Source organism: Rhodococcus sp. MurmanLake-1 (assembly GCF_056945715.1).
The window spans coordinates 18260-37336 of sequence record NZ_JBWZNF010000006.1; the positions used below are offsets into that span (position 1 = coordinate 18260).

17 protein-coding genes are annotated in these 19077 nt (G+C 63.1%); 10 read left to right on the top strand and 7 right to left on the bottom strand.

The features are described 5' to 3' along the window. Positions 1 to 12: 12 nt before the first annotated feature. Positions 13 to 1461: an amino acid ABC transporter substrate-binding protein/permease gene (locus tag AC2ETI_RS17865; protein WP_019744701.1), complete on the bottom strand. Its 1449-nt coding sequence runs from the start codon at positions 1459 to 1461 to the stop codon at positions 13 to 15. Positions 1462 to 1697: 236 nt separating this feature from the next. Between AC2ETI_RS17865 and AC2ETI_RS17870 the strand changes: the two genes are divergently transcribed. The 3 genes from AC2ETI_RS17870 to rsmA are packed head-to-tail and all read left to right on the top strand — an operon-like array spanning position 1698 to position 4892. Beyond that, positions 1698 to 2822: a resuscitation-promoting factor gene (locus tag AC2ETI_RS17870; protein WP_019744700.1), complete on the top strand. Its 1125-nt coding sequence runs from the start codon at positions 1698 to 1700 to the stop codon at positions 2820 to 2822. 33 nt (positions 2823 to 2855) lie between these two features. Continuing rightward, positions 2856 to 3983, top strand: coding sequence for a transglycosylase family protein (locus AC2ETI_RS17875; RefSeq protein ID WP_483634177.1), 1128 nt, complete (start codon positions 2856 to 2858; stop codon positions 3981 to 3983). A gap of 9 nt (positions 3984 to 3992) precedes the next feature. Continuing rightward, entirely contained in the window at positions 3993 to 4892 is a 900-nt protein-coding gene (rsmA, locus tag AC2ETI_RS17880; RefSeq protein WP_003946263.1) for a 16S rRNA (adenine(1518)-N(6)/adenine(1519)-N(6))-dimethyltransferase RsmA, read from the top strand. A 58-nt stretch (positions 4893 to 4950) separates the two neighbouring features. Here rsmA and AC2ETI_RS17885 read toward each other — a convergent pair whose 3' ends face one another. The 3 genes from AC2ETI_RS17885 to AC2ETI_RS17895 are packed head-to-tail and all read right to left on the bottom strand — an operon-like array spanning position 4951 to position 8343. Then, complete coding sequence (locus AC2ETI_RS17885) at positions 4951 to 7212, bottom strand: heavy metal translocating P-type ATPase (protein WP_060939745.1); 2262 nt, start codon at positions 7210 to 7212, stop codon at positions 4951 to 4953. Next, the gene (locus AC2ETI_RS17890) at positions 7212 to 8126 is read right to left on the bottom strand and encodes a hypothetical protein (protein ID WP_483634178.1); all 915 of its coding nucleotides are present in this window, start codon (positions 8124 to 8126) and stop codon (positions 7212 to 7214) included. Before AC2ETI_RS17890 ends, AC2ETI_RS17885 begins: the two co-directional genes overlap by 1 nt. 7 nt (positions 8127 to 8133) lie before the next feature. Further along, positions 8134 to 8343, bottom strand: coding sequence for a heavy-metal-associated domain-containing protein (locus AC2ETI_RS17895; protein ID WP_483634179.1), 210 nt, complete (start codon positions 8341 to 8343; stop codon positions 8134 to 8136). A gap of 314 nt (positions 8344 to 8657) precedes the next feature. Between AC2ETI_RS17895 and AC2ETI_RS17900 the strand changes: the two genes are divergently transcribed. After that, positions 8658 to 8861, top strand: a complete 204-nt coding sequence (locus tag AC2ETI_RS17900; RefSeq protein ID WP_003946232.1) for a cold-shock protein — start codon at positions 8658 to 8660, stop codon at positions 8859 to 8861. A 97-nt stretch (positions 8862 to 8958) separates the two neighbouring features. Here the strand turns inward: AC2ETI_RS17900 and AC2ETI_RS17905 are convergent, their stop codons facing one another. Next, positions 8959 to 9927, bottom strand: a complete 969-nt coding sequence (locus AC2ETI_RS17905) for a helix-turn-helix transcriptional regulator (RefSeq protein WP_060939755.1) — start codon at positions 9925 to 9927, stop codon at positions 8959 to 8961. 96 nt (positions 9928 to 10023) lie between these two features. On the opposite strand from AC2ETI_RS17905, the gene AC2ETI_RS17910 reads away from it, so the two are divergent. The 4 genes from AC2ETI_RS17910 (at position 10024) to AC2ETI_RS17925 (ending at position 14670) form a co-directional block, all read left to right on the top strand. Further along, positions 10024 to 11019 (top strand): ABC transporter ATP-binding protein, encoded by a 996-nt coding sequence (locus tag AC2ETI_RS17910; RefSeq protein WP_037119705.1) that lies wholly within the window; start codon positions 10024 to 10026, stop codon positions 11017 to 11019. 37 nt (positions 11020 to 11056) lie between these two features. Next, the gene (locus AC2ETI_RS17915; RefSeq protein WP_019744694.1) at positions 11057 to 11833 is read left to right on the top strand and encodes an ABC transporter permease; all 777 of its coding nucleotides are present in this window, start codon (positions 11057 to 11059) and stop codon (positions 11831 to 11833) included. A 93-nt stretch (positions 11834 to 11926) separates the two neighbouring features. After that, positions 11927 to 12862: a 4-(cytidine 5'-diphospho)-2-C-methyl-D-erythritol kinase gene (locus AC2ETI_RS17920; RefSeq protein WP_283383931.1), complete on the top strand. Its 936-nt coding sequence runs from the start codon at positions 11927 to 11929 to the stop codon at positions 12860 to 12862. After that, on the top strand, positions 12862 to 14670 hold the full coding sequence (locus tag AC2ETI_RS17925; protein WP_003946255.1) for an ABC-F family ATP-binding cassette domain-containing protein: 1809 nt from the start codon (positions 12862 to 12864) through the stop codon (positions 14668 to 14670). Before AC2ETI_RS17920 ends, AC2ETI_RS17925 begins: the two co-directional genes overlap by 1 nt. Here the strand turns inward: AC2ETI_RS17925 and AC2ETI_RS17930 are convergent. Beyond that, positions 14667 to 15086: a TetR/AcrR family transcriptional regulator gene (locus AC2ETI_RS17930; protein WP_387402740.1), complete on the bottom strand. Its 420-nt coding sequence runs from the start codon at positions 15084 to 15086 to the stop codon at positions 14667 to 14669. The two genes, AC2ETI_RS17925 and AC2ETI_RS17930, sit on opposite strands and share 4 nt — an antisense overlap. A gap of 218 nt (positions 15087 to 15304) precedes the next feature. Between AC2ETI_RS17930 and AC2ETI_RS17935 the strand changes: the two genes are divergently transcribed. After that, positions 15305 to 16543: an HNH endonuclease signature motif containing protein gene (locus AC2ETI_RS17935; RefSeq protein WP_483634180.1), complete on the top strand. Its 1239-nt coding sequence runs from the start codon at positions 15305 to 15307 to the stop codon at positions 16541 to 16543. A gap of 66 nt (positions 16544 to 16609) precedes the next feature. Here the strand turns inward: AC2ETI_RS17935 and AC2ETI_RS17940 are convergent, their stop codons facing one another. Then, complete coding sequence (locus AC2ETI_RS17940; protein ID WP_047890208.1) at positions 16610 to 18100, bottom strand: acetyl-CoA acetyltransferase; 1491 nt, start codon at positions 18098 to 18100, stop codon at positions 16610 to 16612. A 139-nt stretch (positions 18101 to 18239) separates the two neighbouring features. Here AC2ETI_RS17940 and AC2ETI_RS17945 point away from each other — a divergent pair, with 139 nt between their 5' ends. Beyond that, positions 18240 to 19064, top strand: coding sequence for a helix-turn-helix domain-containing protein (locus AC2ETI_RS17945; RefSeq protein ID WP_003946247.1), 825 nt, complete (start codon positions 18240 to 18242; stop codon positions 19062 to 19064). The last annotated feature ends 13 nt before the right edge of the window (positions 19065 to 19077 follow it).

The following is a 19077-nucleotide window of genomic DNA, read 5'->3' on the forward strand; positions in this document are numbered from 1 at the left end:
TGGCTGTTTCGGTCACTTGTTGATCCTCTTCTCGAGGCGGTTCGACAGCTTGGTGAGCGCCATGATGATGATGAAGTACATGACGCCGATGATCAGCCACATGTTGAACGACTGGAAGTTGCGCGCGATGATGATGCGCCCCGTCTGAGTGAGCTCGGCGAGTCCGATGACCGACAGGATCGACGTGTCCTTGAGGGTGATGACGAACTGGTTGATGTACGACGGGATCATCGTGCGAATTGCCTGCGGCATGATGACTTTTCGCATCGACTTCATGTAGCTGATGCCCAGGCTTCGTGACGCCTCCATCTGTCCCTTGTCGACGGACAAGATGCCGCCGCGGACGATTTCAGCCATGTACGCACCGGCGTTGAGCGAGAGCGTGATGATGCCTGCGGTGAAGGCGGACATCTGGAAATGCAGGGCTGCCGGGATGCCGAAGTAGATGAAGAACGCCTGCACCAACAGCGGTGTGCCGCGGAAGATGTCGACGTAGGTCGTGCCTATACCTCGGACGAACATGTTGGTGGACACGCGGCAGAGACCGAAGATCGCACCCAGGACCAGAGCGATCGCGATCGAGACGACCGAGAGAACGATCGTCAACCACAGGCCCTTGAGGAGCTGGGGATAGGTGCTCTTGATCAAGCCGATGATGGAGTTGTCCGACGTCGACGCGCCCTGACCGAGGTAGGTCGAGACGATTTCGTCGTACTGGCCGTCGTCGCGCAGGTTCTGCAGTCCAGCGTTGAACATCTGGAGCAGTTCGGCGTTCTGGCCCTTGTTGACTGCGAAGCCGTAGCTCGCGCCCACCTCTTTTTCGGTGACCGTCTTGAGGCCGTTGCCCTGTGTGATGCCGTAGGCGAGGACGGGGTAGTCGTCGAAGACTGCGACGGAGTTTCCGGTGCGGACCTCGTCGTACATGCTGGCGGAGTCGGCGAAATAGACTGTGGTGAAGCCGTATTGGTCCTTGATGGACTCGGCGAAGCTGGCGCCCTCGGTGCCGTTCTTGACCGCGACGCGCTTGCCCTTCAGATCCTCGTACGCCTTCACGTCGTTGTCGGTCTCGAGGACCGCCATCTGCACGCCCGACTCGAAGTACGGGTCGGAGAAGTCGAAAACCTGCTTGCGGGCGTCGGTGATGGACATGCCGGCGATGACGCCGTCGGCCTGCCCGGCCTGCACGGCCTGAAGCGCAGCGTCGAAGCCGAGCTGCTTGATGTCGACCTTGAAACCTTGGTCCTCGGCGATCGCGTTGAGGAGATCGATGTCGATGCCGACGAGTTTGCCGTCTTCGTTCTCGAATTCGAACGGGGCGAATGTCAGATCGGTGGCGATCGTGTAGGTGCGACCGGGTTGCGCGCTCGCGATTCCGGGGGCGAACAGCGCTGCGATCAGCGCCAGCAGGATGGCCAGGATCGGCCACCTGGCATTACGTGGTCTGTCGAATCTTCTTCGCACTATCGCCCAGCTTTCTTCTGTCGCGCCCGGGATCGCCGGACTGCTTTGAACCAGACGAGAACATACTGCGCCCAGAGCTGAATCGATACACGGGTATCGGAGCCGGAAAGTGCAGAACACACGACACGCCGTTGCCGTTCCGTGACAAAAGTCGCATTTCGTTGTGATTTGGTTGCCGATACAACGCTCGGTCGTTACCGTATTGTGATCGAACGTCGTCTGCCTTGGGATTTCCTGTGTCGCCTTTTGCCAAGATCAACTCCACGAAGTCACCACTTCTCTATTCAGTGGTGGGTGCGTTGCTTCTGACGCTCATTGTCGGAGGTGCGCTCGCCGTGGTTCGGCACAAGACGATCACCCTCGACGTCGACGGCGACATGATTTCGCTGTCCACGATGTCGAGCAGCGTCGGTACCGCTCTCGAGGACGCCGGATACCCGGTCGATCCCAAGGACGCGCTCGCTCCCAGCGCCGATTCCTCACTGTCCGACGGCGATACCGTCGTACTGCGCCGTGCCCGTGAGTTGGCGCTGACCGTGGACGGTCAGCCGACGACCATCTGGACCACCGCATTGACGGTCGACGAGGCATTGAAGCAGGTAGATGTTTCCGACGACTTCGCAGTCTCGGCTTCGCGCTCGCATCGTCTGCCCCTTGAACGCACCGAGCTCGACGTCGTCAGCCCGAAGACCGTCAGCGTCAGCGACGGTGGTGCTCCGGCGGCCGAGATCAAGCTCGCCGCCGTAACCGTCGGTGATCTTCTCGCGGCCAAGAATGCGCCGCTCGAGCAGGCCGACTCGGTGGTTCCCACCGCTGACACACCCGTTACCAACGGCTTGACCATTCAGGTCACCCGCGACCGCACGGACACTCGCGTCGAGACGCAGCCGATCGCGCCGCCCGAGAACAAGGTCGAAGATCCCGAGCTCGAGAAGGACAAGACCGTCGTCGAAAACCCGGGTGTTGCCGGCGAGCGCACGGCCACCGTCGAGGTCAAGACCGTCAACGGCGTCGAGGCTGGACGAACCGAACTGTCCGCGACCGTGATCAAGGAACCGGTCGCAGCAGTGGTGAAGGTCGGAACCAAGCAGACGTCCGCGCCCGCTGTGTCCAACGCGTCGACGTGGGACTCCATTGCTCAGTGCGAAGCGACCGGAAACTGGGCCATCAACACGGGCAACGGTTTCTACGGAGGACTTCAGTTCACCCAGAGCACCTGGGAAGCATTCGGCGGCGGTCAGTACGCAGCGCGCGCCGACCTCGCATCACGTGAACAGCAGATCGCGATCGGCGAGAAGGTCCGCGCCGGTCAGGGCTGGGGTGCGTGGCCGTCCTGCACCAGCAAATTGGGCCTGCGCTGACGCGCCGACACTCCACACAGAACTCAGGAACCCATGTCACCGTTCGCCAAGATCAACTCGACCAGGTCGCCGTTGTTGTACTCGGCGATTGCCGCTCTTCTCCTGACGGTTCTCGTGGGTGGCGTTCTGGCCGTCGTCCGGCACAAGACCATCACCCTCGACGTCGACGGTGAGCAGATTCACCTGAGCACCATGTCGACCAACGTCGACGGCGCTCTCGAGGACGCGGGTTACCCGATCGGTGACAAGGATGCGGTTGCTCCCGCGGCCGACGCGTCGCTGTCCGACGGCGACACCGTGGTGCTTCGTCGTGCTCGTGAGATCACGCTGACGGTCGACGGTCAGCCGCAGAAGCTCTGGACCACCGCCTTGACCGTCGACGACGCGCTCAAGCAGTTGGATGTCTCAGCGGATGTGCACGTGTCGGCGTCGCGCTCGCAGCGTCTCCCGCTCGACGGCGCCGCGCTCGACGTCTTGACACCGGTCGTCGCAAAACTGGTCGACGGCGCAAACGCGGCGGCCGACGTGCGTATCGCGGCACCGACGGTGGGCGAGTTCCTTACGGCCAACGGCACTCCGCTCGAGCAGTCGGACACGGTGGTTCCCGCCGCCGACGCTCCGCTGACCGAGGGCCTCGAGGTCACGGTGACGCGCAACCGCACCGAGAACAAGGTCGAGACCTTGCCGCTCGATCCGCCGGATCAGCGCATCGAGGATCCGACGATGAACCAGAGTCGCACGATCATCGAGAATCCGGGCGTTCCCGGCGTGCGTGACGTGACGTTCGCCGTGAATCTCGTCAACGGTGTCGAGGCCGGACGTACACAGGTATCGGAGACGATCACCACACCGGCGCAGCCGAAGGTCGTGCGCGTGGGAACGAAGCCGGGCACCGAGGTGCCGCCCGTGGAGAACGGTTCGACGTGGGACGCGCTCGCACAGTGCGAGGCCACCGGCAACTGGGCTATCAACACCGGCAACGGTTTCTACGGCGGCGTGCAGTTCGACCAGAACACGTGGGAACGGCAGGGCGGGTTGAAGTATGCGCCTCGCGCCGACCTCGCAACCCGTGAAGAGCAGATCGCGATCGCGACGCAAACGCAGCGCACTCAGGGCTGGGGCGCATGGCCGTCGTGCTCGGGTCGCCTCGGACTGGGATAAGTTCTACTGGTGTCAGACGCCGAACAATCGAACGAACCCATCGCTACTCCGCGCGGGCAGGCAGCCCTGCTCGGTCCGGTCGAGGTGCGCGCTCTTGCCGAGGAATTCGGTGTCCGGCCCACGAAACAGTTGGGGCAGAACTTCGTTCACGACGCCAATACCGTGCGACGCATCGTCACCACGGCAGGCGTCACTCGTGACGATGTCGTTCTCGAGGTGGGGCCGGGTCTCGGTTCGCTGACGATGGCGCTGATGGACGTCGTCGATCGTGTGATCGCGGTCGAGATCGATCCCAACCTCGCGGCTCGCCTTCCCAAGACGGTCGCCGAGCGAGCGCCGGAGTTGGCCGATCGACTGACCGTCGTCGAAGCGGACGCGATGCGTGTGCTGCCTTCACAGATTCCAGGCGAGCCGACCGCGCTGGTTGCGAACCTGCCGTACAACGTCGCGGTGCCGGTGCTGTTGCATCTGTTCGCATCGCTCCCGAGTCTGCGGACCGCACTCGTGATGGTGCAAGCCGAGGTTGCCGATCGCCTGGCGGCTGATCCGGGAAGCAAGATCTACGGCGTTCCCAGCGTCAAGGCCAACTTCTTCGGCGAGGTTCGCCGCGCCGGTGCCGTCGGACGCAACGTGTTCTGGCCGGTGCCGAAGGTGGAATCAGGTCTGGTTCGTATCGACCGGTACGCGGAGCCGCCGTGGCCGATGGACGAGAAACACCGCAAGCAGGTTTTTGCTGCCATCGACGCCGCATTCGCGCAGCGCCGCAAAACTTTGCGTGCCGCGCTCAGCGGGTGGGCAGGTTCGCCTGCCGAGGCCGAGCGACGGCTCCTCGCTGCCGGCATCGAGCCACAGACGCGTGGCGAGATGCTCGACGCAGCAGCCTTCGTTCGGCTGGCTGGAGGCGAATAGCCCCGTGCGCGGTTAAGGAGTGCAGGGACTCCCTAACCGCGCACAGGGGCTTGCCCCCTTACTTGAACCGCCGCAACCTCAGGCTGTTGCTCACCACGAACACACTGCTGAATGCCATTGCGGCACCAGCGAGCATCGGGTTGAGCAGGCCGGCCGCAGCCAGCGGGATCGCTGCCGTGTTGTAGGCGAATGCCCAGAACAGGTTGCCCTTGATGGTCTTGAGCGTCTTGCGGGACAGTCGAATTGCATCGGCTGCCGACCGCAGGTCACCTCGAACCAGGGTGATGTCGCTGGCCTCGATTGCAACGTCGGTACCCGTGCCCATCGCCAGACCGAGATCGGCCTGAGCCAGGGCCGCCGCGTCGTTCACGCCGTCGCCGACCATGGCTACGACGCGTCCTTCCGCCTGCAGCTTCTTGACGGCGTCGACCTTGTCCGCCGGCATGACCTCGGCGAAGACGGTGCTGATCCCGACCTGATCCGCCACGGTGCGGGCAACGGTGGCGTTGTCACCGGTCAGCAGAACCGGTTCGAGGCCGAGTGCCTTCAACTGCGCGATTGCTTCGGCGCTCGTGTCCTTGACCGCGTCGGCGATCACGAGGACGCCGTGCGCCTTACCGTCCCAGCCCACCGCGATTGCGGTGCGCCCGGCCTTCTCTGCTTCAGCTTTCGCGTCACGGAGATTTTCCGGCAACGGCATCGACCAGTCGGCGAGCAGCGCGTCTCGGCCGGCAACAACGGCATGACCGTCGACCATTCCCTGCACGCCGCGACCGGCGACGTTCACGAAATCCTCGACCGCAGGCAATTCGCCCACGGCTTCGGTCGCACCCTTCGCGATCGCAGCGGCGATGGGGTGCTCGGAGCGATGCTCGAGTGCACCGGCCAGCCGAAGGACCTCGTCGACGGTTGTTCCTTCGCCCACCACGGTGTCCAGCAATGTCATCTGACCGGTGGTGACGGTCCCCGTCTTGTCGAGCACGACGGTGTCGACTGCGCGCGTCGATTCGAGCACCTCGGGTCCCTTGATGAGGATTCCCATCTGGGCTCCGCGGCCGGTGCCCACCAACAGAGCTGTGGGCGTTGCCAATCCGAGAGCACAGGGGCACGCGATGATCAGGACGGCGACCGCAGCGGTGAATGCCATCTCGATGGGGTTGCCGGTACCGAGCCAGTAGCCCAGTGTCGCAACGGCAATCGCGATGACGACCGGTACGAAGATGCCGGCGATTCGATCGGCGAGGCGCTGAACTTCGGCCTTGCCGTTCTGGGCGTCTTCGACCAGTGCCGCCATCTGGGCGAGTTGGGTGTCGCTCCCGACTCGGGTGGCCTCGACGGTCAAGGTTCCACCGACATTGACGGTGGCCCCGACGACGGTGTCTCCGACACCGACCTCCTCCGGGACGGATTCGCCGGTCAACATGCTCATGTCGACGGCTGAGCGGCCTTCGGTGATGATGCCGTCGGTGGCGATTTTCTCGCCGGGCCGAACGATGAAGGAGTCGCCCGCTGCCAGTTCTTCGGCGGGGATTCGTACTTCGACGCCGTTTCGCAGTACCGCGACGTCTTTTGCACCGAGTTCCATGAGCGCGCGTAGTGCGGCGCCGGACGTGCGCTTGGACTTGTGCTCGAAGTAGCGTCCGGCGAGCACGAACGTGATGACGCCCGCGGCAACCTCGAGGTAGATGTTGGCGCTGCCGTCCATCCGGTCGACCGTCAGTCTGAACGCGTGTTTCATTCCCGCTTCGCCCGCGGTGCCGAAGAACAGTGCATACAGCGACCAGACGAACGCTGCGATGGTGCCCAGCGAGATGAGCGTGTCCATCGTTGCGGCGCCGTGACGCAGGTTGACCCAGGCAGCCCGGTGGAAGGGAAGGGCCGCCCACACGATGACCGGTGCGGCCAGCGTGAGGGAGAGCCACTGCCAGTTGTCGAACTGCAACGCAGGAATCATCGCCATCGCGATGACCGGCACGGAGAGCAGAGTCGAGATGATCAGGCGGGTACGAAGCTCGCGCAGATCACGATCCTGCGGGGTTTCCGCATCCGGGTCGACGGTGTCTGGCGCGCTGGGCGGTTTCGGGAGCGCGGCAGCGTAACCGGCATTCTCGACGGCGGTGACCAAATCTTCGACGGGTACCCCGTCCGGGAAGGTGACCTTGGCTTTTTCCGTCGCGTAGTTGACGGTGGCTGTGACGCCGTCGATCTTGTTGAGCTTCTTCTCGATTCGTGACGCGCAGGAGGCGCAGGTCATTCCGGTGATCGCGAGTTCGACGCTGCTCGAGTTGGCAGCATTGTCGACCGCAGTCGGTGACGTCATCAGTGCCCTCCCTCGTGATTGTCTGGAACTGAAGCTGCGGAAGTGCCTGCATCAACAGTGAATTCGGCGGTGCGAACCACGCCCTCGTGCTGGAAGTCGAGGAACAGTCGGTATGTGCCTTCGCTCGGCGCCTGTGCGTGGAAGGAAACGTCAGGACCGGGAGAAGTGACGCCGTCGCCCGGTTCACCCTCGGGGTGAACGTGCAGGTAGGCGAGGTCGCCGGTGCGAAGCGCAACAAGATGACCGTAGGCACCGAGGTACGGATCGAGATCGGTGACCGGGGCTCCGTCGCGAGCAACGCTCAGCGTGATCGGGCCGCCGGCAGTGGTCAGATCACCGTCGAGAGTCACGGTGTATCCGTCGACGGTTGCGGTCGCGCTCTTCGCGGGCAGCGGCGCAGGAGTGAATTCGCCTGCCACGTCGAAGTTTCGGCCGAGCGTCAGTTGGGTGCCGTCGGCGGGATCGAAGTCCGCGAAGACTCGGTAGGTGCCGGCGACGGGCCAGGTCCAGTCGATCGACCAGGTGCCGTCTGCGGCGAGAGAAGGATGTACGTGGCGGAATTCGCTGGTGTCGTTTCGGACGACGATGAGGTGGAGCTTCTTCTCGTGCAGGTGGTCGAAATCGACGACGGGCTTGTTGGTGCTGTCGAGAATCCGGAAGGTCAAGGTTCCCGGCTCCCCAGCTCGACCGGGTGCGGTCACGTCGGTGAGTGTGTATCCGCCGGAAGAGACTTCGAGCCCTGCGGGTGTCGCCGAATCCATGCCTGGCATCGATTCAGCGGTTGATTCGTGGGTGCTGTGCTGGGTAGTGGACATGTCTATCGGGCTTCCGATTGCGGCCCCCACGCCGAGGGCGGCGCCGAAGACGGCGACCAACCCTACGGCGTAGGTGGCAAGTGTTGTCGAGGTGGGCACGGCTGACTCAGCTTGGTACGACTGCGTAGCCGGCTTCGTCGACTGCTGCGACGACGTCGGCTGCGGAGACGGGGGCATCGCTGGTGACAACGACGCGTCCGCTCGCCAATTCGACATTCACCGCGGTTACGCCCGCGATGTTGCCGATCTCTTCCTTGACGGATCCGACGCAGTGTCCGCAGGTCATTCCGGAAACGGTGTATTCGGCGGTGGTCATCGCAGATCCCTTCGCTTGTGTAAAACTCATTTTACGGATACCCGGTGTAGGTATCTCCCTGGGACTGAAGGTACCCCCAGGGGGTATGCCTGTCAACGGGTTGGGCAGTGACGAAGGCCTCAGGGGAGACAACAGGGCGGATGTGTGGTCTACTTGTGTTGGTCGTAAGTGTTTGTGTTTGTGTTTCCACGCTCGCAAATGGTTAGGTTGCGAGCGTTTGGACATCCTCCACGGATTTGTCTCAGAACGGTCGTAGTAAGTGACCCGGGCGGTCGAAGCGACTGCCTGTTGACACTGTGTTAGAGGAGATTTACATGGCAGAGGGCATCGTGAAGTGGTTCAACTCCGAGAAGGGGTTCGGCTTCATCGCTCCCGAAGACGGCAGTGCTGACGTCTTCGTTCACTACTCCGAGATCCAGAGTGGCGGCTTCCGCACTCTCGAGGAGAACCAGCGCGTGGCGTTCGAGATCGGTCAGGGCAACAAGGGCCCGCAGGCCACCGGCGTTACCATCGTCTAAGACGTCCATGTGAGTCGGGCAACCGACGCATGACGTACTGACAGGACCCCAACTCTTCGGAGTTGGGGTCTTGTTGCATTTTGGGTGAAAAGTGCTCTCACGCATCGAGATAACGCTGAGCGGCCACTGCGGTTTCTGCTGCGATCGCGCGGCATTCCTCTCGGAGTTCGGGCGGATTCACAACGGTGAAATCGACGTCGAAAGCCCTGAGCCACATTGCGATCGACCGTAGGGAAGTGCCCGAAAGCACTATGACGCAACGCCCTTCGTCGGTGGACTCCACTGATCCCCACTGCTCACTGACCATGGGCGCTATCTGCTCGATGGGTGCATGCAGTAGAACTGTTGCGCGCGTGGAGGAATAAGCCCGGGCGACGCCGCGCGAAACGAAGTCTGCCGCACCACCGGCTGGTAGTTCCCGCGGCGTGAACCGCGGACCGGTGGGAATCTTGGGTTCCATCCGGTCGACGCGGAACGACCGCCAGTCTTCGCGAGATAGATCCCAAGCCACCAGATACCACCGAACACCCGACCGCACGAGCCTGTACGGTTCCACCTCGCGTCGGCTCTGGGTGCCGTCGTGAGTGCTGTAGTCGAATCTCAAACGCTCGTGGTTGTGGCATACGGACGCGATGGCGGACAGTACCGACGCATCGACTGCGCTCGCGGCCGGCTCGCGTGGCACGACGTCGATCGACAGCGACTCCAGACGGTGTCGCAGCCTCGACGGCATGATCTGCCGCAGCTTCGCCAGCGCGCGCATCGAAGCCTCGCCGATGCCGACCACAGAGCCGGTCGCTCCGGACTGCAAAGAGAGCGCCACCGCGAGCACTTCTTCGTCATCGAGCTGTAGCGGGGGCATCTCCGCGCCCGCTCCCAGGCGATATCCACCGCCGACGCCGACCGTCGCGTCGACCGGGTAGCCGAGATCGCGGAGGCGGTCCACGTCACGTCTGACTGTGCGCGGGGTGATCGCGAGCTTGTCTGCGAGTTCGGCACCGGACCAGTCTCGACGTGTCTGGAGCAGTGACAGCAACCGCAGTAGGCGAGCCGATGTCTCCTTCATGGCAAGAAGTCTGCCAAACATTTAGGACCCAATGCGTCCTCAATTGAATTTAGGTTGGTCCACATCCGACCAGTCGAGAAGAAATTGGGGCACATCATGAGTCGCATCAACAACGGCAGACCGATGATCGAGACGGAGGCGCTCACCAAGCACTTCGCCCAGGGCAAGAAACTCGTGGAAGCAGTCAAGGGAGTCACTCTCGACGTAGCGGAGGGCGAGTTGGTTGCCTTGCTTGGGCCGAACGGTGCCGGAAAATCGACGACGTTGCGCATGCTGACCACCTTGCTCGAGCCCACTTCCGGTACTGCGCGGATCGCAGGATTCGACATCGCTGCGGCACGAAACGAGGTGCGCTCCAGCCTCGGATACGTCGGACAGGGGAACGGAGCCGGCCACAACCAGCGGGTTCGCGACGAGTTGGTGACGCAGGGGTTGTGCTACGGAATGCCCAAGGGCGACTCGCAGGTCCGGGCCGACGAATTGCTGCGTGATCTCGAACTCACCGAATTGGGTACTCGAAAGGTCAGTACGCTGTCCGGCGGGCAGCGACGGCGGCTCGATATCGCTCTGGGCCTGGTCCATCGCCCACCACTCCTGTTCCTCGACGAGCCGACCACGGGCATGGACCCGCAGAGTCGGGCCAACCTCTGGGACCACATCCTGCGGTTGCGGCGAGAGATGGGCACGACGATCGTGCTGACCACGCACTACCTCGAAGAAGCGGATTCGATGGCAGAGCGGGTCATCGTCATCGACGAAGGCACTGTCATCGCGGACAACACCGCTGCCGCACTCAAAGCGGATCTCGCGGGGGATCATCTTCTGCTCACCTTCGACAGTGCCGAAGCGGCCGCCATCGCGGCGTCGGTGGCCGAGCAACTTGTCACTGTGCGTGACGTCACGGTCGAGGCAAGCTCGGTGAGTATCCGTGCCGGCGAGGGTGATTCGACGCTACCGGTATTGCTGCGTGAAGCCGATACCCACGGCGCCCGCGCAGTCACTGCGGACATCACCAGGCCGACTCTCGACGACGTTTTCCTCACTCTCACCGGCCGCAGCCTGCGCGAGAGCGCCGCCGCGGTTGCTTCCTAGAACTACGACGAAGAACTACGACGAACAGGAATCCGCCATGACAATCACACTCGATACCCCACGTAGCGCGCACGGCAACATTGTTCGAGACAGCGCGATCGTGATGGGCCGTGAACTGCGGCCGATGTTGCGTGACCCGGTCAGCGTCATCTTCAGCCTCATCCAGCCCCTGATCCTGTTGGCCCTGTTCGGGCCTCTGCTCAAAGGGGTCCCGGGTACCGGTGACGGCGTATGGAATTGGTTCATCCCCGGTGTATTGGTGATGATCGCGATCTTCGGCACGACGATGACCGGTTCCAACCTTCTGATGGAGATGCAGCAGGGATCCCACGAGCGAATGTTGGTGACTCCGCTCAGACGCTCTTCGTTGTTGATCGGGAGGGCATGCAAGGAGATGGTTCCGCTTGCCGCGCAGGCGATTCTGATCATCCTTGTTGCTCTACCGCTCGGATTGGACGTCAATGCAGCGGGCGCCGCGCTCGGAATCGTCCTGCTGGGAGTGTTCGGCGTCGGACTCGGTGCGCTCTCGTACGCTCTCGCTCTGGCTGTGCGGGAGCAGGATTGGATGTTCTGGGTCGTTCAGCAGACGCTGATGTTCCCGCTCCTGATCCTGTCGGGAACCATGCTTCCGCTCGACGACGCACCAGGTTGGATGAAGGTCCTCGTGAACATCAATCCGCTGGGCTACGTCGTAGATGCCGAGCGGGCTCTCTTTGCCGGTGACTTCGCGTCGGGCAGCGTTCTGGCAGGAATCTTCGCTGCCGTCAGCGTGGCTGTGGTCGGGCTGGGGATAGGCGTGCGCGCGGTGAAATAGCGTGGGTGTGCCGACTGTCGGACGGGGCGCGGTGGACGGTGCCCCGGTCGCAGGTTTTCGCCCAGGTGTTCGCAGCGCCTATTGTTGTTCCTTGTGCTCTCCGTCGTTCCTCGCCCCGTAGTTGTCCGGGCCCCGTCCAAGGTGAATCTCCACCTTGCCGTCGGGGACCTGCGAGACGACGGCTATCACGAACTGGCGACCGTTTTTCAGGCATTGTCGCTGGCAGACACCGTCACGGTGGCGCCTGCGGACACCTTGACCGTGCGGGTGATCGGCGACGACGCCGCGGCCGTACCGACCGATCGCACCAATCTCGTGTGGCGTGCCGCCGAGATGCTGGCGGCCGAGGGTGGCGTGGCCCCGAATGTCGAGATCGTCATCGAGAAGGGCATTCCCGTCGCAGGCGGTATGGCCGGCGGGAGCGCCGACGCGGCAGCCGCGTTGGTTGCGCTCAATTCGTTGTGGAAACTCGACTTCTCGCGGCCTGATCTCGACGCCTTCGCGGCACGTCTCGGGAGTGACGTTCCGTTCTCGCTGCACGGTGGCACTGCCCTCGGAACCGGTCGCGGTGAACAACTTGTCCCCGTCTTGACGCGCCGCACCTTTCACTGGGTGTTGGCGCTGGCCAAGGGAGGCTTGAGCACGCCGGTTGTCTTCCGGGAACTCGACAAGCTTCGCGCCGAAGGCACACCGAATCGATTGGGTACCGCTGACGAGTTGATTCACGCGCTCACCACCGGTGACCCTCATGTGCTCGCTCCGCTGCTCGGAAACGATCTGCAGGCGGCAGCACTCTCACTCAACCCGGATCTACGACGGACGCTGCGAGCGGGTGTCGAAGCCGGAGCTTTGGCCGGCATCGTCTCCGGCTCCGGACCGACGTGCGCCTTTCTCTGCGCCGACGCACAGTCCGCGGTGGAAGTGAGCGCAGAACTTGCGGGAGCGGGGGTGTGCCGCACCGTTCGCGTGGCGAGCGGACCCGTTCCCGGAGCACGAATACTCGACAATGCGGCAAAGGGACAGCACTGATGGCGAATCTGATCAATCTGGAAAACGTGTCGAAGTCTTTCGGCGTCAAGCCGTTGCTCGACGGGGTCTCCCTGGGCGTGGAGGAAGGCGAGCGCATCGGTGTCGTCGGCCTCAACGGTGGCGGCAAGACGACCATGCTCGAAGTCCTCGCGGGTGTGGAGCAGCCGGATTCGGGACGCGTGAGCCGCGTCGGCGGATTGCGCATGGCCGTCGTGACGCAGCGCGGTGTGTTGCCTCCCGGCTCCACGGTCGGTGAAGTGGTCCTGGGGCCGCTCGGAGTGGCTCAGCACGAGTGGGCCGGCGACGCGCGCATTCGTTCGGTGCTCTCGGGTATCGGCATCGACAACTTGGGCGCCGGCGGCGAGCGGTCCGCATTGGACGCCAAGGTCGACGGCTTGTCCGGCGGTGAGCGTCGCCGCGTGGCTCTCGCTGCGGCTCTGGTTCAGGACCTCGATCTGCTGGTGCTCGACGAGCCGACCAACCACCTAGACGTCGAAGGTGTTCAGTGGTTGGCCGAGCACCTCGTCTCGCGTCGCAGCGCGCTTGTCGTCGTGACCCACGATCGCTGGTTCCTCGACACCGTCGCCACCCGCACCTGGGAGGTTGTCGGTGGCGGCGTCGAAAGCTACGAGGGTGGCTACAACGACTGGGTGTTCGCCCGCGCCGAGCGTTCGCGTCAGGCCGACGCTTCCGAAGAGCGTCGACGCAACCTTGCGCGCAAGGAACTCGCATGGCTGCGCCGCGGTGCGCCGGCCCGTACATCGAAGCCGAAGTACCGCATCGAGGCCGCGGAGGCCTTGATCGCCGACGTTCCGGCACCTCGTGACGCGGTGGCACTTGCGTCCTTCGCCCAGCGTCGACTCGGCAAGGTTGTCATCGAACTCGAAGACGCGCGTCTGGAGACCCCGGACGGCCGCGTACTCGTCGAGGATCTGACCTGGCGGCTCGCTCCGGGGGAGCGTGTAGGCCTGGTCGGTGTCAACGGCTCGGGCAAGACGACTCTGCTGCGGACGCTGGCCGGTGAACTCGAGCCCGCAGCAGGCAAGCGCATTCAGGGGCAGACCGTCCACATCGGTTGGCTCAAGCAGGAACTCGACGATCTGCCGACCGACATGCGCGTACTCGACGCGGTCAAGGACGTAGCCGAGCGAATCACGCTGGGGGACAAGGAAGTGTCAGCCGGTCAGCTGGCTGAGCGGCTAGGCTTCACACCGGCGCGTCAGCGCACCCCCGTCGGCGATCTGTCCGGTGGTGAGCGCCGCCGTCTGCAGTTGACGCGTGTCCTCATGGCCGAGCCCAACGTTCTGCTTCTCGACGAGCCCACCAACGATCTCGACATCGACACGCTTCAGCAACTCGAGGATCTGCTCGACGGCTGGGCGGGCACCATGGTGGTCATCTCGCACGACCGGTACCTGATCGAGCGCATCTGTGACACCACCTGGGCTCTCTTCGGTGATCGCAAGCTCACCAACCTGCCGGGTGGTATCGAGGACTACCTGCGTCGACGCGCAGCGATGGGGGACGGCGACAACCCGTCGGTGGCCTCGACGGCGAGTGGTGCGTCGAAGAGCAAGCAGGTCCGCGACGGTGCCGCGGATCGCGCTGCACGCAAGGAACTTTCGAAGCTCGAGCGATCCATTGCGAAGTTCGACGACCGCGAGAAGAAGCTGCACGCTTCCCTCGCCGACGCAGCCACCGACCCGGACAAGCTGCAGAAGCTCGGGGCTGAACTCAAGCAGGTCATCGCGGACAAGGAAGCCGCCGAGGAGCAGTGGATGGAGCTGTTCGCCGAGCTGGACGGCTAGGGGAATTTCGCTCCGAACTTCTTGAAGATTCGCTCTGGATCCACACTCTCCGGTGCTTGCTCGCGTAGCAGTGCGTCCAGCACGATCCCGTCCAGTGCTGCGACCAACTCCGTTGCATCGGACGATGTCATGCCGCGTTCGACCAAGATGTCGACAAACCGATCCCGACCACGCACCAGTTCCACTGCGAGGTCGGGATCGTGGAATGACGCGATGATCAGTTCGTAACGCGGCCGGGTGCGGCCGGATTCAGGCCCCAGCCACCGGGCCACTTGTTGCTTCGGCGTCTCGCCTGGGCGAGGAAGATCGCCGTCCAGAAGGTGTCGCACCACCTCGACTATCAGTCCACGTTGATTTGCGAAGTAGTGCCGTGCGCTGCCGTGTGGCACGCCTGCCTCGTCTTCGACGCCTCTCATCGACCAGGCTCGAAACCCAATCCGGCCCGTCTTTTTCGACATCCTGCTCGTGCTGTGTGTTGTTGCGATTGTGTGTTTTGCGGGGTATGTCTTCTATCGCGTGATATTGGACGACTAGGTGAATGTTGATGTACTTCAACAGGTCTCGAGTCTTCATGTTCCCGAAGTTGTCCGCTTTGTCTCTGGCTATCGAAAATATGTTCGATTAAACTTTCGGTATGGATAGTCGGGAAGCATGGCAGCTGGATGGTGAGGGCCTCAAGGGTGAGGTTCTGGATCTGGTGCGTGCCCGGCACGAGTTGCAGTCGCGGTTGGTGTTGCTGATCGTGGAGATGTTTTCCCGGGAGGTTCTCGGTGGGAAGGGTTTTCGGGCGATCGCGCAGTGGTTGCATGGTTCGACGAATCTCGAGATCGGTGAGTGCAGTCTGCTGGTCGGGTTGGCGCGGTTGTTGATGCTCGAACCTGTTGTGGCGGATGCGTTTCATCGTGGTGACGTTGATGCGTTGAAAGCCCGTCAGGTGGCGTCGTTTTGTCAGCATCCGCCCAAGAACATGACCCTGGCGGACGTGGACAAGGCCCGCGGGATTCTGCTTGATCTGGCATCGAAGAACATTGCGGATTGTGATGCGGTGCGGGCAGCGATCCGGAGGATCGAGAAGCAGTACGGAAAACGCGAGGATGGCGTCCCGGTCGGCGAGGATTCCGAACGTAACGAGTTCTACGCCTCTAAAGGCCTGTACGGCAGAGTGACGGTGAAGGGCGACTTGGATGCTGTGAACGGGGCCCGTCTGATCACGTTGTTGTCGAGTTTGTCGGCGCCGACGCCGGAGAAGGACGGTGTCAAGGACACGCGTACTCCGGCATTACGGCGTGCGGACGGGTTTTGTGAATTGTTGCGCCGGTATGAGCGGGCGGGGTTGGGTCCGATCGAAGGCGGAGTGAAACCACACATCACGGTGACCGCGTCGGCCAAGGACATGACGGACCTTAAAGTTCTGAAAGACCTCCTGCCGTCCACTGAGGAGTTGGGGTTCGCGTGGACGGATTGGGTGGGTTCGATCAGCCTCGACACTGCCCGGATGCTGGCGTGCGACTGCACCGTGACGCGGATCTTGTTGGATGAGAACGGTGTTCCGCTCGACTGCGGTAAGGAAGTAAGAACAGCGACGGTGCCGCAGCGGCGGGCGTTGGCGGTTCGGGATGGTGGGTGTGCGTTCCCGGGGTGTGGGACTCCGTCGGGGTGGTGCGATGCTCACCATATTGTTCACTGGAACGATGGTGGCCCAACGGATCTCGACAACCTGGTCTTGTTGTGCGGTCATCATCATCGGACGATGCATCACACGGAGTGGCGGGTCGAGATCGGCCCGGATCGGAAGACGGTGTTCTACCCGCCGATGTCGATCGATCCGCACCAGCATCCGATCGGCGGGAACAGTCCGCCCACCGCGGCGTGAATCGCGACAACTGAAGACGTGAGCGCCGGGGCACAAACATGCCCCGGTGCTCACGGCTGTCGACCGTCAGAACGTGAGCGTGAGCTTCCCGTTCTCGTCGCTGATATGAACGGTCCGCCCGATCGCCGCCGGGTTGTCACCGCGAAGCTGGGTCAGTTCGGCGGCATTCTCGGGACCGGTGTGACCGGCGACACGGCCGCCGTCCGGCGTTGTTGCAATCACGAACCCGATCTCAGGTTCGCCAGTGCGACCGTATTCGACAGAGGCAGTGACGATTTCCGCAGTGCCCTGGTAATCGGTGATCAGTTCCGGAGGCTCCGCGGTCAAAGCGCGCGCGTCGGGATCACCGACGTACCCGTCGGCATGAGCGGCGGCCGACAGCAGTACGCAGTGCTGGTATGTGAGGAATCCACCGTTGGCGTGGACGAGGGCAAGGTTCGCGCCCTCGCGAATTCGCCTGGTGACTTCAGCGACGGAATGCAGGGTGTAGCTGTTGAGCGGTCCGCCGAAGAACGAGTGACCTCCGGTGACGCTTGGGATCGCGGTATCGGGAAGTCCGAGTTCGCGGATCAACAGCTTGGGCACGATCGGGAAGCAGCTGTAGGCATCGACGATGTCGAGTGCGTCGGCGCCGACTCCGGCACCATCGAGTGCGCGATGTACGGCGTCATGCATCGCGGCCGAGCTGTCGAAGCTGTTGCGGCTGAGGATGTCCAACGGATCACTCGCACCAGCGCCGCCCCAGAGGTACACCAGTTTGCTTTCATCGATCCCGAACTCGCGGGCCGTCGACAACGAGCAGACGACAACGGCCGCAGCCTGATTGACGAAGGGCATGGCGTTGAGCATCAGCGGGTACGGCTCGGAGACCATCCGATTGCCAGGTCCGACGGTGCCGATCTCGTCTGCCGATCGGATCTCCGACGTCCAGGAGGCGGGATTCTTCGATGCCAGTTCCGAGAATGCGGCGTACATCTTCGCGGACCAGGCGAGCGATTCGCGGCCGCCGTGGCCCTCGGAAGCACTGAAACAGTTCTCGAAGAGCGGGTAGACGCGCGTCGGCACGATGAAACCGGCGCGCTGCATTTCAGGGCTTCCCAGGTCGGCCGGATCGAATCCGGGAGGCCCACCGGGCGCAGCGGTCCACCCGATCGAGTCGGGAGCGACTCCGGACTTTCGCAGCGCGGTGCTGCTGGCGTGCGATTCGCCGCCCACGAGCAGAGCAGCCGAGGATTCACCGCGAGCGATGGCCGCGCCGATCCGATCGAGGAGTGCCGCCGGCCAGTGGCCACCGATCGGCGAGGTAGAGGTGACAGTGGGGGTCGCGCCTAATCGTGAGGCAAGCAGCCCGGGGAGATCGTCGTACGACCAGCTGACCGTCTTGATCGCGAACACGGAATCGATCTGTGTTCCCAGCTCAGCGCGTCCACTGTCGTTCAATGCGGCGACGGTGGCGTCGTGAATCAAGTCAAGAGGTTCGCGGTGCCCGTCGGCAGGATTCCAGCGCAGATCGCCGACGCCGACGATGACCGGGATTCGTGATGCGTCAACCATCATGTACCTCTCGTTGCCGACCCGTAGCCGGGAGTTGCAGTCACGATATCGGGGACCCTGGTATGTGTAACTCTGGGGTCACAGTCAACAATTTTCGGGTTCCTATTTAGGTATGCCTAACGAAAGTCCTATACTCGTCTTCATGACAGCTGTGGCAGAGAGAATTTCGGTGCCCGTGGGGCCGCGTTCCATCGATCACCCCTACTCGATGACAACGGTGACTCTGAAGCTCTCTCATCAGCGGCAGTGGGCCCCGCATCGTCATCCTGAACATGAGCTGATCTGGGGAAACTCCGGTGGAATGCTCACCGTTGTTGCCGACGGCATCACTTGGGAGGTGCCGCCTTCGGCCGGACTGTGGCTGCCTGCCGGTGCGTTGCATGCCGTGAAGGCGGGCCCAGGTACCGAGTTCTTCTGCACGTACTTCCGGCCTGAGGCGCACGCCGCGCCGTCGGGTGTTCCGGGCTTGTTCGGTGTCAGCGCTCTCCTGCGTGAGGTACTCCTGCACATGCATCGGCGGAACATGCCCGACGAGGCGCGCAGTCGCGCCGAGCGGGTGGCCTTCGACATGTTGCAGCCGCTCGAAGTTGCTGCGGTGGAGGTTCCGATGCCGACCGATCCGCGAGCGTTGTTCGTTGCCGAAGCGTTGGTCGCCAATCCGGCAGACCAGCGGTCGCTGTCCGAATGGGCGCTGACGGCCGGCGGTAGCGTCCGTACGCTGACGCGTGTGTTCGCTCAGGGTACGGGAATGACCTTTGCGCAGTGGAGAATTCAGGTTCGAGTCCGCGCAGCACTGACGTACCTGGCTGCTGGCGTGCCGGTTTCGGTTGTCAGTAGGCGGGTCGGATACGAAACTCCGAGTGCTTTTGTCGCAGTGTTCCGCCGGGTCACCGGCCGGACACCCGGCAGCATGATGAACAAGGGGAGCGTGGCTCCCGAATCGGTGCCGTATCTCCTGCACGCTTGAGTTGGGTTGCACC

Bases quoted from the DNA above. Each gene is read 5' to 3' on its own strand.
- AC2ETI_RS17900 (WP_003946232.1), top strand. From the start codon at position 8,658: ATGGCAGAGGGCATCGTGAAGTGGTTCAACTCCGAGAAGGGGTTCGGC.
- AC2ETI_RS17935 (WP_483634180.1), top strand. From the start codon at position 15,305: ATGGATAGTCGGGAAGCATGGCAGCTGGATGGTGAGGGCCTCAAGGGT.
- AC2ETI_RS17930 (WP_387402740.1), bottom strand. From the start codon at position 15,086: ATGAGAGGCGTCGAAGACGAGGCAGGCGTGCCACACGGCAGCGCACGG.
- AC2ETI_RS17940 (WP_047890208.1), bottom strand. From the start codon at position 18,100: ATGATGGTTGACGCATCACGAATCCCGGTCATCGTCGGCGTCGGCGAT.
- AC2ETI_RS17875 (WP_483634177.1), top strand. From the start codon at position 2,856: ATGTCACCGTTCGCCAAGATCAACTCGACCAGGTCGCCGTTGTTGTAC.
- AC2ETI_RS17945 (WP_003946247.1), top strand. From the start codon at position 18,240: ATGACAGCTGTGGCAGAGAGAATTTCGGTGCCCGTGGGGCCGCGTTCC.
- AC2ETI_RS17905 (WP_060939755.1), bottom strand. From the start codon at position 9,927: ATGAAGGAGACATCGGCTCGCCTACTGCGGTTGCTGTCACTGCTCCAG.
- AC2ETI_RS17915 (WP_019744694.1), top strand. From the start codon at position 11,057: ATGACAATCACACTCGATACCCCACGTAGCGCGCACGGCAACATTGTT.
- AC2ETI_RS17910 (WP_037119705.1), top strand. From the start codon at position 10,024: ATGAGTCGCATCAACAACGGCAGACCGATGATCGAGACGGAGGCGCTC.
- AC2ETI_RS17925 (WP_003946255.1), top strand. From the start codon at position 12,862: ATGGCGAATCTGATCAATCTGGAAAACGTGTCGAAGTCTTTCGGCGTC.
- AC2ETI_RS17885 (WP_060939745.1), bottom strand. From the start codon at position 7,212: ATGACGTCACCGACTGCGGTCGACAATGCTGCCAACTCGAGCAGCGTC.
- AC2ETI_RS17895 (WP_483634179.1), bottom strand. From the start codon at position 8,343: ATGACCACCGCCGAATACACCGTTTCCGGAATGACCTGCGGACACTGC.